This is a genomic window from Pelagicoccus sp. SDUM812005 (assembly GCF_031127875.1).
Lineage (GTDB): Bacteria > Verrucomicrobiota > Verrucomicrobiia > Opitutales > Opitutaceae > Pelagicoccus.
The window spans coordinates 13,213-28,057 of record NZ_JARXIA010000018.1 but is presented as its reverse complement, the minus strand read 5'-3'; the positions used below and the strand labels follow the sequence as shown (position 1 = coordinate 28,057).

Annotated in this window: 9 protein-coding genes; 1 reads left to right on the top strand and 8 read right to left on the bottom strand. The window is 60.0% G+C overall.

Annotated features, from left to right (window positions below):
* Nucleotides 1–4: 4 nt before the first annotated feature.
* The 6 genes from QEH57_RS18800 to QEH57_RS18775 form a co-directional block, all read right to left on the bottom strand.
* Nucleotides 5–1,117, bottom strand: a complete 1,113-nt coding sequence (locus tag QEH57_RS18800; RefSeq protein ID WP_309008322.1) for an HRDC domain-containing protein — start codon at nt 1,115–1,117, stop codon at nt 5–7.
* A 10-nt stretch (nt 1,118–1,127) separates the two neighbouring features.
* Nucleotides 1,128–1,982 carry a hypothetical protein gene (locus QEH57_RS18795; RefSeq protein WP_309008321.1) on the bottom strand — a complete coding sequence of 285 codons (855 nt, stop codon included), beginning with the start codon at nt 1,980–1,982 and terminating at the stop codon, nt 1,128–1,130.
* A 48-nt stretch (nt 1,983–2,030) separates the two neighbouring features.
* On the bottom strand, nt 2,031–2,642 hold the full coding sequence (gene rrtA, locus QEH57_RS18790; protein WP_309008320.1) for a rhombosortase: 612 nt from the start codon (nt 2,640–2,642) through the stop codon (nt 2,031–2,033).
* A gap of 60 nt (nt 2,643–2,702) precedes the next feature.
* Nucleotides 2,703–5,138 (bottom strand): VIT and VWA domain-containing protein, encoded by a 2,436-nt coding sequence (locus QEH57_RS18785; protein ID WP_309008319.1) that lies wholly within the window; start codon nt 5,136–5,138, stop codon nt 2,703–2,705.
* Nucleotides 5,139–5,428: 290 nt separating this feature from the next.
* Complete coding sequence (locus tag QEH57_RS18780) at nt 5,429–7,258, bottom strand: assimilatory sulfite reductase (NADPH) flavoprotein subunit (RefSeq protein WP_309008318.1); 1,830 nt, start codon at nt 7,256–7,258, stop codon at nt 5,429–5,431.
* Between the two features lie 167 nt (nt 7,259–7,425).
* Nucleotides 7,426–9,576: a hypothetical protein gene (locus QEH57_RS18775; protein WP_309008317.1), complete on the bottom strand. Its 2,151-nt coding sequence runs from the start codon at nt 9,574–9,576 to the stop codon at nt 7,426–7,428.
* Between the two features lie 208 nt (nt 9,577–9,784).
* On the opposite strand from QEH57_RS18775, the gene QEH57_RS18770 reads away from it, so the two are divergent.
* The gene (locus QEH57_RS18770) at nt 9,785–11,476 is read left to right on the top strand and encodes a Na/Pi cotransporter family protein (protein WP_309008316.1); all 1,692 of its coding nucleotides are present in this window, start codon (nt 9,785–9,787) and stop codon (nt 11,474–11,476) included.
* 153 nt (nt 11,477–11,629) lie between these two features.
* On the opposite strand, the gene QEH57_RS18765 is transcribed toward QEH57_RS18770, so the two are convergent.
* Together QEH57_RS18765 and QEH57_RS18760 are read right to left on the bottom strand one after the other, a co-directional pair.
* Nucleotides 11,630–14,443: an insulinase family protein gene (locus QEH57_RS18765; protein ID WP_309008315.1), complete on the bottom strand. Its 2,814-nt coding sequence runs from the start codon at nt 14,441–14,443 to the stop codon at nt 11,630–11,632.
* Between the two features lie 91 nt (nt 14,444–14,534).
* Nucleotides 14,535–14,834: a hypothetical protein gene (locus QEH57_RS18760; protein WP_309008314.1), complete on the bottom strand. Its 300-nt coding sequence runs from the start codon at nt 14,832–14,834 to the stop codon at nt 14,535–14,537.
* Nucleotides 14,835–14,845: the final 11 nt, after the last annotated feature.

Sequence of the window (14,845 nt, the reverse complement as noted above, 5' to 3'; positions counted from 1 at the left end):
TCAACTACTGAGCCTTCAAGTCCTCGAGGCAAGGCCCCAGCAACTCCTGCTGCCACGGCAAAAATCCGCTCAAGTCATCCGGATCGCGGGCGACCTGGGCCACTTGGCTACGAGTCGCGATCAAGGTGGGGTCGATCTCTAGCTCCTTGGAGAGCTTGTCGCGAAAAGCCTTCACCGTATCCTGCCGATCCAGTTCCTGCTGCGATAGCGGAGCCCGACGCTCCGAACGCGGAGGCCGCTGCGGCAGAGTGTTCACATCGCGCGAAGCCCCTTCCTTGAGCGCATCCTTGAGCCCTTGGCGAGCTCGACGCTGGATCCCCTGCGGCAAGCCCTCGAAGACGAACTCCCAGTTCCCCTCGGAAACGCCTTCCGCCAAAGCGATGATATAGTCGTTGCCCAAAACCTTGAACGGCGGTCGATCCAAGCGCTTGGCCAAGTTCTGACGCCAATGCCACAGCTCATAGACCGCCGCCTGGCCGCGCTCGTCGAGACGGTCGGAACGGGAAATGCGCCACGAATTCTCGTCGTTGCGCGGAAAGCCGGACTTGGCGATGCGGATCTGGTTGTTGCAACGCTGCTCCAACCATGACGCGCGGCCCAGCTCGTTGATGCGAGCCATCAGCTTGTCGCGCAGCTCGTGCAAGTAGAGCACATCGGTCGCCGCGTACTTGAGCATCTTCGGCGTCAAAGGCCGCTGGGACCAGTCGCTCTTCTGGCTGTCCTTGGGAATCTTCACCCCAAAATTCTCCTCCAAAAGCGCCGCCAAGCCGATGCGCTTGATGCCGAGCAACTGGGAGGCGAGCATGGAGTCGAACAAGCTCTTGGCCTCGAACTGGCAAAACTCCTCGAACAGGCGCAGGTCGAAATCGCTGCCGTGCATGATCAGGTGCAGCCCGGAAAGGATCTTCCAAAAGCGGTCCAGATCGAGATCCGCCGTCACGTCGAGCAAGTAGATCGTCTCGTCGAAACGCAGCTGCAACAGGCAAAGCTTCGTCTCGAAGTGGTGCAGGTTGTCCGCCTCGCTATCGAGGGCGACTTCCGTTTCGCCAGCGAGGTGGTCGCATAGCTTTTCCAAGTCGATCTGCTTGTCTACGTAGATATATCCGTTTTCGTCCATAGGGGAATAGTCAGTCGCTCCAACCCACGAGAAACGCGTCCACCAACTCCGGCAGATCTTCGCTGTAACCGCCTTCAAGCAAGGCCATGGCCGGCGTTTTCGTCGCCGCCATCCATTGGCCAATTGTCCTGAAATCGTTCATGCGCAAACTCATCTGGGTAATAGGGTCGTGTTCATAGGCATCGAAGCCCGCAGATACAAGTACGAGTTCTGGCTCAAATCCCAACACCACCCGCCACGATTCCTCCAGGATTGCGAGATGCCGCTCCGGATCGCAGTCCGGAGGCACCGGAAAATTTTGGCAATTGCCCCGCGAAACCGTGCCCGTGCCCGGATAACACGGCACCTGATGGGCCGAAACGTACAAGGCTCCCGGCACTCCCGCCAAGATCGCTTCCGTCCCGTTGCCGTGATGCGCGTCGAAATCCCAAACCGCCACTCGCGACACCCCCTTCGCCAAGGCCGCCAAGGCGCAAACCGCCGCGTGGTTCAGGTAACAAAAGCCCATCGCCCGCTCCCGCTCCGCATGATGCCCCGGCGGACGCATCAAGGAAAACGCCTTTTGCCCTGCCAAGGCCGCGCCCATAGCCGCCAGCGAGGCCCCGCAAGCCAGGCTCGCGATCCCGTAGATCCCCTCGTGAAACGCCGTGTCGGCGTCGAAATGCTCCGCCACCTGCAATCGCTCCAGATGAGCCACCGAATGGGCCCGCAGCAAGTCAGCCTCCACCGCGGCCTCGAAAGCGGGCCACTGCCAATCCGCATGCCGCAACCGCAAAAGCTCAACCGTCTCCGCCACCCGGGCCGCCCGCTCCGGGTGCCCCGGCGACTCGTACCCTAGGCAACGCTCGTCGGAAAAAATCAGCATGGCAGCAAACCTGTGCAAAATCCCCGCAATTGCAACGGTCGCTCACCCCTAGCCGACCGCCGACCGCGGCGCCCCAACCCAACGCCAGCGCCACCCGCTCAGCGTCGCCGCCAGCAAACCTGCCGCATGGGCCTCCACCGCCACGCGATAGCCATCCGCAAGCGTCCCCACAAACACGGCCTCCGACGCAAGCAGCTCCCAAGCAAGCTTCCCCACCGCCGCCGCCAAAGCAGCCGCCCCCATCCCGACCAGCCAAGGATCGCTGGAAAGGCGCCCCCGGCCAACGAAGCGCCAACCCACCGCCACGAACAAACCCATCGCGACTCCCGACAGACCGCAGTAGAGCTCGAAACGCCCCGACGCCCTTAAAAAGGCTTCCGCCAACAAAACGCTTAAAGCCAGCGTCCAAACCAGCCCCCTCCGGTCCCGTCGCTCCAGGTAGCACCCCAACAGCAGAAACGCCGACAGGTCCCAAAGCAAATGGCCACCGTCCACATGGACCAAATGCCCGCTCGCAATCCGCCAAAAAGCACCGCTTGCGGGCCAGTCCGCTCTCCAAACGAAAAGCTCGAAGCACGCCGGTCCTCCAGCATGTATCAACAAGGCCAATACGCCGACCGAAAGGCTAATCCACGGAATCCTGCCAATTTTAGACGTCATATCCTTATCCTCAAAGGGCCGCGAAGCGCTGCTCGCCTCGCGGCCCCTCCCAAACCAATTCTAGCGCCTCACCTTTCCTTCGTAGGCATCCGACTCCCTTTCGTTGTCGTCTCCCCACACGAAATCGAAAACAGGAATCGCATTAAATAGATTAAGCCCGAAATGACCGCGACGACTCCCTCGATCCCTCCGCTGCTTAACCTGATGCGAATCCGATTCAGATGCGTATCCATTTCGTAAATTCACGGTCGCGACACATTGCCTATCGCCCCGATCCGCATCCGTGTCGACTACAGGTGAGCCGGATCGAACGGGAACCGCAGCTTCCTCCTCGCTGACGTCCCAAAAGCTGGCGATCGAGTGATCGATCGAGCTCTTTCCTGCAGCAAGCTTTCCTGAACGCTCCGTCCAACCCGGCCGCTCGCCATCGGAAGCTTCGAGCTTCGACCCCGCGACCGCACCCACAGCGATCACGCCTATGGCCAAGGCGCTCAAGGAAGCCCCCGAGCGTCGCCACTTTCGCCACGCAAGGGCGCCACCCCCCGCAGCTACGAGCAGAACGAACCAAGGCTCGATCGCCCCCGCGCCACCGCCCGTCGAATGGGAACGCTGTTGATACATCGGCTGCTGGGCATCGACTCGCTGAGCCCCGCTCGACGCTGGGTTGGCCACGCGAGCCTGCAACTCGCGAGCCACCCGCTCCTGGTTGCGACGCTCCACTCCATGGCGAGCGAAGCCGGCGTCGTCCAAGGCAATCATCGACGTCTCATCGGTCACGATCTGGTAGGCGACACCGATATCCCGGATCGCGACCTTCGCCTCCCCTTCTTCGACGAATCCAGCGAGCTGGTTCACTTCGATCTTCCGCACCTGGTCCATGGCCCACATCCGCTCCAGCTCGGGGTGAGCAACATCGCGCTCCGGAAAAACGACCTCCGTACGGTAGCTGCGATCCTCTCCATTGACGCGAGCAGTAAGCGTCACCGTCGCCTTGCCCCCTTTTTCGTAGCGGCCAAAGAGCACCAGCTGGTCGCCGAAGTGGATTTTCCCGATCTTAAAATCGCTTACGTCAAACGTATTCACTCCCTTAATACTCAAGCTCGCCTGCCTCATGCTCTCGAAGGCAATCTTGTTCTTGGCGATCAATACTTCTCCAATGATGTCATCGCTATTCGAAACCGCCCGGTAGCTTCCGCCACTCGCTTCGCACATCACTTCCATCAAAGGCCAATTGCTGCTGTTCCCCAAAAGGAAACCATAGAAGCGAAGGTCTTGCTTGTGCATGATCTTATAAAACTCCTTCGGATCCACGATCCCGCGATTAGTGACTCCGTCCGTCACTAGGATCAGAGTCGCCACTCGATCCGCATCGAGCTTCTCCATCGCCAACTTCACCCCCGCGTACACGTTGGTTCCCCCGTTGGAAACCAATTGGTCCAAGCGACTCAAACTGTCGCGTACGCCTTGCTCCGACGCGTTCACCCAACCTTGATTCACTTCAAAAGCCCGATCGTTAAAGCCAACGATGCGAAACCGGTCTTCGGGCTTCAGCTGGCCGATCGCCTTCTTTACGCCCGAAACCAAAGTGTGCAGCTTCCCTTGCATGCTGCCGGAAACGTCGATCGCGAAAACGTAGTCAGCCCCACCTGCCAAGGGCTTTAAGTCCACTCCAGGCGTCATCACCATCATGAACGATCCAGCCTTGTCCTCGTTTTCTCGATACGTCAGCATCTCCAAGCGACCCGGCAAGTTCTCCTCCAGCATGTAGTAGAAAACAAAGTCCTGATCCAGGATCGCTCCTTCGCTCTCGTATCGGTACAGCAGACTTCCATCTTCCTGAGCTTGGGCCGATCCGCCGAAGTTCGGAATACGCGTGCGAGCCAACGGATAGTTCGACTTCAGCCTAACCTCCACGCTGAACTGAGAACTCACCACGTCGTTCTGCGTCCAAAACGAATTTGCCCCATCGTCGGTTCCCCCTTCCTCGAGCGGATAGTGGTAGCGCCCCACCCCAGTATCGATCTTCAAAGGCTCGTAATAGACATAGGTCATGCGCACGCTCCCCTTTGCCGGCACCGGATAAACGGTGAATTCAAAATTCTGATACGAATTTTTGTCCGCCTTCCCCACTTCGTTGCCTTGCTCCTTTTCTTCCTGGTAAATGCGTTCCGCTTCCGCCTTCGCCACGACCTCGCCCTGCAGGACCCGCTCTCCCGCATAGATGGTCAGCTCCGACAAGGCGCCCGCCTTGGGAACCGGAGCCGTATAAACGGCCTCCAGCTCATGTGCGTTCGGATTGGAAAAAACCTGCTCCACCTCGGTACGGGCAAAGCCATTGTTGATCACCACCCGCACATGGTGGCTCTCCAAGTCGAGCAGCTGGTCTCCCTGCGAGACTGGAGTCAGCAAACCGGCCGCCTGCAAAGCGGCTGAACTGAAAACGATGCCAAGCCCCGCGACCAGAGCCCGACCGATGCGGTACGTCTTAATTTTCATAATAGATGAAGGTTTCATGGCCCACCTATTCGCACAGCCAGCGCCATCGCGCTTCCAGACATTGACCATCAGCGACTTACAAAAATAGAAAGCAGCATAAAGCTGCTCCATGGGCATTTAGCGCCCACCCACGCTCTACATTAAACGCACTCACCTTTGGATACGTCTCCAAACCTCAGGCAGACAAGCTCACCCCAACTCGTCGGCCGCCCACGAAAAAGCCCGCCGCCATTTCGGGCGACGGGCTCTGAGGAAATAGTATCCGTTTTCTGGATTCGAGCTGAAGCCGACTAGTAGACGTCGCGTCCGTAGCGACGCTCCTTGGTCATCTGCTTCACGTAGGCGATGGCGTCTTCCTCGCTCTTCTTGCCGTGCTCCTGCACGATGTCGATGAGGGCTTGGTTGACGTCCTTGGCCATGCGGGTCGCATCGCCGCAAACGTAGAAGTAGGCGCCCTTGTCGAGCCACTCCCAGAGTTCCGCCCCATTTTCGCGCATGCGATCCTGGACGTAGATCTTCTCGGGTTGGTCACGGCTGAAAGCCAGATCGAGCTTGGTGAGCACTCCCTTCTTGAGGTAGTCCTGCCATTCGGTCTGGTAGAGGAAGTCGTAGGTGTAGCGCTGGTCTCCGAAGAAGAGCCAGTTCTCGCCCTTCGCGCCCGTTGCAGCCCGCTCTTCCACGAAAGCGCGGAACGGAGCGATACCGGTGCCGGGACCGACCATGATAATGGGAGTCGCAGGGTCGGCGGGCAGCTTGAAGTTCTTGTTGCTGTGGAAATAGACGCCTGCCTTGGTGCCTTCCTTCCAAGCGTCGGCGATGAAAGTCGAGCAAACGCCCTTCTTCTGGCGGCCGAAGGCTTCGTAGCGAACCGCTCCTACCGTGAGGTGAACCTCGTTCGGGTGAGCCGAAATCGCAGAAGCGATCGAGTAGAGACGTGGCGAAAGCGGACGGAGCAAGGACACCCAATCGCCGGCACGCAGCGAGGAAGGATACTCCTTGACGAGGTCCACGATATCGCGGCCCCAAGCCCAGTCCTTCACCTTCTCACGATCTTCCGACATCTTGAGCAGCTCCTTGTGGTCGCAGGCCTTGGCGTACTTCTTGAGGATCACCGAATTGATGGTACGCAGGTCGAGCTGCTTGCGCAGCAAATCGCCGAATGGCACCGAGAGCTCGTCCTTGAAGGAGACGTTCTCGCGGCCGTCGAGCTTGGCGGCTTCGAGGAAGGCTTCCACGAGATCGGGAGCGTTTTCGGGAATGACGCCAAGCGCGTCGCCGGGCTCGTAGGTGAGGCCGGAACCTTCGAGGGAAATTTCCGCGTGGATGGTTTCCTTAGCGGAACCGGTTCCGTTGAGGTTGATGCTCTTCAGCATCTCCGCCTGGAAGGGATTCGCCTTGCTGTAGGCCGGAGCGACCGGAGTCAGGATAGCGGGACCGGAACCGAAACCGACCACCGGAGCGGCCGCGGCTGCCGGCTTGGCGATCTCCTTGAGCTTGGCGATGGCGCCGTTGGCCCAGCCCACGTAGGGACCTTCGAAATCGACGTCGCACTCCACGCGATCGTAGATGCGGGTACCGCCGAGGTCTTCGAGGCGCTTGTCGAACTCCTTGGCCATCTGGTTGAACTGCGTGTAGGAGCTGTCGCCCAGGCCGAGCACCGAAAAGTTGACGCCATCGAGCTTGACCGCCTTTTCGGCCATGATCGCGTCGTAGAAATCGCTAGCCCGCGACGGCGGCTCGCCTTCGCCCCAGGTGCTCACGAGCACGAGCAGGTTCTCCGCCTTGGCCAGGTCGGCCAGCTTGGCGTCCGCCATGTCGACGACCTTGCACTTGAAGCCTTCCGCGGAAGCGGAGTCCTTCACGCGATCGGCGAGCCCCTCGGCATTGCCCGACTCGGACCCGAAGAGGATGGTCAAGGGAGCAGAACCGCCGGCAGCGGCTGCGGGAGCGCCCGCGCCATGGCCGAAACCTTGCTCGCCGGCTACGAGACCTGCGAAGAAGCCCTTGAGCCATGTGGCTTGCTGGGCATTGGCCGAGCCGAGAACAGCGTTCAGCGCAGCTGCTTGCTCCGGAGCAAAAGGAGCGTCGGCAGGAATGAATTGATTGGGCGTGTTGCTCATAAGCGTAAAATAGTCCGTCAAGATCGGTGACGCCAAGGACGCCACTGGAAAATCCCATCAGCAGGTGCCTTACCAAGTGTAGGCTCTAACGGCAAAATCGACCGACAGGGAGGGCAGTAAGAAAGCCAGAGGCCCTTTTTTGGCAAGCCTCTAATAGAGAGCAGTCCCTACAACTCCAAGTCGTGCCAGTTCTTGGTCAAAAAGAGGTGCCCTTGGATGCCGTCCACCAAAGGAGCGTAGCTGGAGAGCGGCCCCGCCTCTTCCTCCAAGGTACGCACCGAAACGCCTACGAAGGTCACCGCCGAGCGAGCGCTCTCGCGGGCGATCGACTCCAGCGGCGAATCCTGCGAAACCACGATGACCGACTCCGCCTCGATGCGCGAATCCTTGAGCAGCTCCGCCATGCCGGCCTCCGCCGCCTCGCGGCCGTCTTCGTCGCGAATGATGCGCAGGATACGGATGCGAGCCTCCTGCCAGGCGCGATTGCTCTGCATCAAGTGAGCCAGCGTGATCATCATCGACCCGTTGGCTCGAGCCGACCACCAAACGTCGATCACCGAATACAGGTGCGAATCGGGCTCCTTGGCCTTTGAGTAGACGAGCAAGTTGGTCTCCATCTCGAGGGCCTGGTGCACGGTGCTGGGAAAGTCGTGGTCGCGCAGCCAACCGCTGCCCCACTCGATCATGAGGGTGTTGGGCTGTAGGTTGCCGAGGCCGGAGCCTTGCAGCAGCGAGGTCACGCCTTGCTCGAAGTCCTTGGCCACCACCACTTTGGAAAAGGCGGACATGCGTTCCTCGCGAATCCGGTCGTCGATCTGCCGCGTCAGGGCCTTCTGCCGGTCGATGGAGTTTTTCCAGTCGCCGATGATGATGTGGGAAAGGAAAAGCACTCCCTTGTTGGCCTCCAGGTAGCGGCCGAAGCGCAGTAGCTGGCTGTTTTCCTTGAGGTTGCTCATGAGCACTAGGATGGCCGGCCGCCAGTTGCGCTGGTGCTGCCGCGAGGAGTAGAGCTTGAGCAAGCCCATCCGCGCCACCGCGAACCAAAACCCGCTACGCATATCGCCCCAAGCAGTGCGGTAGGAGCGACGCGCCAGCACCGTGTAAGCCGTCACGATCAACACCACCGCAGCGAAGGTCGCCAGCGGATTGAGCAGCAGCATGATGCCGAAACAGGCGATCGCCCCGACCAAGGAGACCAGCCAGTGCACCTTGAAGGTCGGGCGATAGGTCGGATTGCTGGTCCAGCTCTCCAAGGCCGCCACCAGGTTCACCGCTCCATAAGTCGCTAGGAAAAACATCGAAATCAGGGGAGCGATCAAGTTCAGGTCCCCCACCCAAACGCAAACCACGCTGATGGCGGCGCTGATCACCAAGGCGATGCGCGGTTCCTTGGCGGCACCGTGGCCTTTCGACAGCACCCGCGGCATCACCCGGTCCTTGGCCAAAGCCTGCAAGGTGCGAGGAGCCGCCACCAAGCTGGCAAGCGCCGAAGACAAGGTCGCCGCCCAAAGCCCCGCGATGATCAAGGGCGGCGCCACGGAAATGCCCTGCATCACCAAGGCGTTGCCGATCAGTTCCTCCCGGCTCGCCCCCAAGCTCAGCCAAACCAGCTGCAGCAAGTAGACCACGAAAGTGAACCCCACCGCCCAAAGCGTTCCCCGCGGGATCGACTTGGTAGGGTCCTTCAAGTCGCCCGACATGCTCACCCCCGACATGATGCCGGTCACCGCCGGGAAGAAGATCGCGAAAACGCTCCAGAAGGACTGCCCTTCTATATAAGCGGGCTCCGACCGCGCCTCCCAGCCGTCGCTGATCTGGAAGCCCACGAAAAACGAAATCAAGGACACCGCCAAGGTGGCTAGGATGATGTACTGCGTCTTCACCGCCACGCTGGCCCCGATCCAGGCCACCGCCGTAATCGCCCCCAGCGTGATCAAGGAAAAGGTTCGAGCGTCCAAATCCGGAAAGAGATACTGCACCGACTCCGTAAAGCCGACCACGTAAAACGCCACCGAGATCGCTTGGGCCAAGTACAAGGGCAGGCCGATCGCCCCGCCAAACTCCAAGCCCAGGCTACGCGAAACCAGGAAGTAGGCTCCGCCTCCCTGGGCCTTGGTGTTGGTCGCGATCGCGGAAAGAGAGAGCGCCGAGATAAACGTCACCAAGTTCGCGATACACAGCATCACGATCGCTCCCACCAAACCCGCGTTCCCCACGACCCAACCGGAACGCAAGAAGAGGATGACGCCGAGGATGGTAAGCACGTTGGGCACGAACACCCCGCCGAAGGTACCAAATTTCTGAGCTGGCTTTTCCATACAAGAAAAAGGAGGTGCATCGCGCAAACCCGTGGGCAGAGCAAGCACAGTTGCGTGAGGCCGATGCGGACAACTCCGCAGCCGCCCCCCTGCCTCCGCCGAATTTGTAACATTTCTCGTTGCCCCCCGCCCTCAGCTTTCTTCTCCTCTCGCCCACCGAGCCTCCCCTTTCTGGCTCGCGCACTTCCCGTAAACACAAAGTCACACCATGTACGACACACTGATGCTCCTCCTCCAGGTCCTCGGCGCCTTGGGTATTTTTATCTTCGGCATGAAGCTGATGAGCGAGTCCATCCTCAAGTTCGCCGGAGAAAGGCTCCGTGCGATCATGAGCTCGATGACCACCAACCGCTTCATGGGGATCCTGACCGGGCTTTTCATTACCAGCCTCGTACAGTCCTCCTCCGCCACCACCGTCATGGTCGTCAGCTTCGTGCACGCCCAACTGCTCACCCTCGTGCAGTCCATCGGCGTGATCATGGGAGCGAACCTCGGCACCACCATCACCGCTTGGATCGTAGCCGCCGGCTTCAAGTTCAGCCTCGCCTCCGTGGCCATCCCCATCATCGGCATCGGCGTGGTGCTCGCCTTCCTCAAAGGGCAGAAGACCCGCCACTTCGGCAACTTCCTCACCGGCTTCGGCCTGCTCTTCCTAGGCCTCGGAGAACTCAAGGGCTCCGTTCCCGACGTCAAAAACAACGTCGAAATGCTGGAGTGGATCACCAACCTCTCCAACTACGGCTTCTTCTCCCTGATCATCTTTATCCTGCTCGGGACCATCCTCACCGTCATCGTGCAGTCCTCCTCCGCCGCCATGGCCATCACCCTCACCATGGCCTCCCTGGGCTGGCTCAACTTCGAGCAAAGCGCCGCCATCATCCTCGGCGAAAACATCGGCACCACCATCACCGCCTTCCTCGCCTCCCTGCCGGCCAACGTCGCCGCCAAGCGAGCCGCCCGCGCCCACTTCATGTTCAACATCATCGGCGTGACCTGGATGCTCTTCCTCATCACCCCCTTCAGCAATCTGGTCCTCTCCGTTTACGACACCGTGTCCGGAAGCGTGCCCGGCCTCATCCTCGAGGGCAACGAACTCACCACCAAGCTCGCCCTCTTCCACACCCTCTTCAACCTCTTCAACATCTGCTTGCTCGTCGGCTTCACCGGCCAAATCGCCAAGCTGGTCACCAAGATGGTCAAGGACCGGCCCGACGCCACCCGCCAAACCACCTTCCGCTACCTGCGCACCTTCACCCTCGGCACCGGCGAGCTCAACTTCCGCGAAGCCACCAACGCCTTCCAGCGCCTCGGCGACCTCACCAAGACCATGTTCCAGAAGTTCATCGAGATCTACGAGCACCCCGACCAGGACATGTCCAAGCAGGTCAAGGAAATCGACGCCCTCGAAAAGGAAAGCAACATCCTCACCGACGAGCTCACCGAATACCTCATCCGCTGTACCTCTGACGAAGTATCCGAAGAGACCCGCCAGACCGCCTACTCCTACCTGCGCGTCGCGGCCGAGCTCGAGGAAATCGGCGACTGCTGCCACCGCATGACCAACCGCGCCGTGCGCCGCTACAAGAAGAACCGCCTCGTCACCTCCCTCGCCGAAAAGGAAGTCGTCCAGTTCGGCAAGCTCGTCGAGCGCTTCATCGACCTCTACAGCTCCAAGCTCTCCTCCGAGGTATCCGCCGCCGACATGGAGCTCACCATCGACTTCGAGAAGGCCATCAACGAAAAGCGCAAGGAGCTGCGCAAGCGCTCCGTCAACCGCATGATCGAGTCGCCGGAAAACGTAAAGCCGGAGCTACTCTACATCGATATCGTCAACACCTGCGAGCGCATCGCCAACCACGCCCGCAACATCATGCAAAGCTTGCCCAAGTCACACGACTAGGCCCCGCGCAGCGTATCGAACTTTCAATCACAAGCCGCCCCCTAACCCCGGGCGGCTTTTTCATGCCCCCACGCAACGTGCCGCGCAAACTCGCCAACAACAAAAAAGCCCGCCCAACCGGACGAGCTTCACCGAAATAACCTAAGGCGCTTCCTACTTGGCCGGCATCAAGGATACGCCCCGCACGTTCTCCTCGGAAAACTGCCGCTTCGCGATATCCTTGTATTCGTCGAACGATACGCCGAAGCCGTTCTGCAGTAGGTCCAACACGCAGCCCAGCGTCTTAGGCTTGCCCTGCGACTGCTTGAACAAGCTCAGCAAGGCGGACTGCGAACGGGCGATACGCTTCAGCCCCAAGATCGCGCTCCGCTCCGCCGCCGCGACCGAATCGACCGTCAGCGACGCCTCGAAACTGGCAGCCGCCTCCAGCAGGAGCGATTCCGCCAAGGCCGCGTCCTTCTCCGGACAAAAGACCCGCACCTTGATCGCGTTCGACATCGGAATCATCTGATGCCCCGTCGTCTCGACCGAAAGATTGCTCGCCAAAACCGGATGCTCCGACAAGGCCCGCTTCAGGTGCTCCTCGAACAAGGGCAAGAACACCGAGCCCAAACGATCGCCCGAGCAGCTCTTGTCCACCACCTGCGGAAACAGCAAGGTCACGTTGCCCATGTCCCCGGACATCTTGAACGTATCGCGCACGATGCCCGGCTCGATCCACTTAACCTTCTTGCCATGGCGCGGCTGCAACACCTTGCCCGTACGGTTCGGAGCCGAACCAAAAGTTTTTCTCACATCCCGCAAAACCGTGCGCGGCGCCACATCGCCGACCACCGTCACCTCGATGTAAGCCTTCTCCCGCACCGAACCGAGCCACGCCTGGGTCGTCTTGAAGTCCAAGGCCTCCACGTCCTCCTTCGAAAAGTAGCTCTGCAGGCGATTGTCCGCTTGGTACAGCAGCGTATCCAAACGCACCGAACTGTTCTTCTCCATGCTGCGCTCGACCACCGACTCCAGGTTCTCGATCTCATCGTCGAAGCCCTCCTCATTCAAGTTGCCGGTAATCATCCAAAGCAAAACCACGGAGAGAAACTCCTCCACGTCCGAGGCGTCGCGCCCCACTCCGCTCCAGTAGAGGTGGTCCTTGTTCACGCCCGCTTCCACGTTCTCGATACCCTTCGCTTCCAAAACGTCGCTGACCGTAGGCGCCTCCACCCCGTTGCCGATCTTGGTCTTCAGCAGCAAGGACCGCACCAGCGAGTCGAAGGCTGGATTCACGTTCTCCAAATCGGAAGTGCCATTGCCAAAGGAAACCATGACCTGCACCCGACCTTGGAAAGCGTCGCTGCGAACCAAGTTCATACGCAAGCTGTTCGAAAACTCGTACTTCAAAACTGGATACTCCTCGAACTGGATAATCTCGGTCGAATTGACCATGCCGCCCGACTCGAACCCGGAACCGAAATTCCAGTTTTGCTTCGCGTCGCCCGCCTGCTCCCACGTGAAGTCATAGGTCTTACGCATCGCCTTCAAACGCTTGCTGATCGCCTTGTTTCCCAGCGGCACGCCCTTCGGCAACTCCAAGTAATAGCTCAAATCCTTTTCGCGAAACAGCTGCTTGCTCCGATCCCGCACGCTATCGATGCTCAAGCTCGCCACCAAGCTCTGGACGTAGCCAGAAAGCTTCTCCCCGTAGCGAAACGGAATCTGCTGCGTCACGCAGCGTACCAAACGATCAGCCACCAACGGCGCCCACTCGCGAGCGCTCACTTCCATATCGTAGCCGTATCGCAAATTTAGATACTCGCTCTTCGCCAACTCGAAATCCTCAGCCCGCACCCCATGCTCCGCGAGCCGGTGGATCGCCTTGTCCGCGCTCAGCAATTGCTCCAGCAAGCCCATCACCGAGCCTCTCCGGTTCACGCTCAAAGCCACGTGATCTCCGTACACCTCCAAGACGCTGCTCGGCAGCCGTTCGCTATCCGTCGCGTAGGATTGGGCAATGCGCCCGATAAAGTCCAAGGTGTAGTACTCGCGCTCCGCAGACCGCTTGAAGAGGTTGCCCACCTCCGAAACCTTCGTAATCCACAAGCCCGCCGAGCTCGAAGGCGAATCCACGATTTCAAGGTCGCCGCCCGAGCGGAACTTGCCTTCCTTGCGCGGCAAAGGCTTCGCCTCCCCGCTCGCTTCCAAGTCCGCGAAGCGACTCTCGATCGCCGCTTCGACCGCGGCCGAATCGACGACTCCCGTCACCACCAAAACCATGCGGTTCGCCTTGTACCAGTTCGACCAATACGCCTCGACATCGCTCAAAGCCACTCCCTCCAAGGAAGAGCTGATTTCCGCGTCACCCATCTTTGAATACGGACTCGAGCGCAACAGCACCCGCTCCACCACCGCTTGCTTCGGCTCGATCCCTGAAATTCCCAATTCCGCAAGATGCTTCAAACGGGCCTTCGCCTCCCTAAAAAACGCCTCGTCGAACAAAGGCGCCCCCGCGAACTCCCGCAAAAGCCCCAAGGAAACGTCAACCGCCCCCGCCTTCGGTTCCTCCAAGTCCAAGCGATAGACCGTGTGGTTCACGTCGACCTCCGAAGCGGACCGCGACTGAGGATCCATCCCATTCGCAAGCTTGAACTGCACCAGCTGCTCCCGAGAAACGCTTCCCGTGCCAAAGCTCGACAAAGCTGCCAGCAGTTCCGACACGCCCGCCTTGCCCTTCGCTTCCTGGGCCCGGCCCGCCGCAACCATCAGCCGCAAGCTCACCGCCTCCGAAGGCGAATCCATCGGCACCACCACATAGCGCAGTCCATTGGGCAGCTCGCCCCAGATTTCGCCCTCTTCCGCAGCGCTCCCCTCCGGCAACAGAGGCCACTGCCCCTCGAATACATTGGCCGCGCTCGCCAGCGGAGACAGGGCCAAGAGAAAAACCGAAAGAGGAAGTGCAGCAAAAAGTCGTTTTAGCATGGAAAAGGGTAAGGGATTAATAAGGACACACTTGTCCATCGTCCCGAGAAGACAATCCCCAATCCGCTCCGGTTCCCTCAGCGAGGGCCGACTAGCGACGCTGCTTCCAGTTGCCCGGGGGCTTCGGCTTGCGTCGCTGCTTCTTGAATACAGGCAGCAATCGCTCCTCCATGTACTCAAAAGCCGCCTGCAAGCCCCGCGTCTCGTACACCACCCCGATGTCCGCTTCCACCTGGGTCGGCTGGCCGAAGCTCGACAAGAACTGGTTGCAGGTCATCGCCTTGAAAACCGCCGCCCGCTCGCCCAACGGAATATCCGTCTGGCGCAAAATCCACTCCCGGGCAAACAACGCCAAAACCGCGTCCCCCACCCAAGCTTTCGTCCTCTTCACTTGCTCGTCGT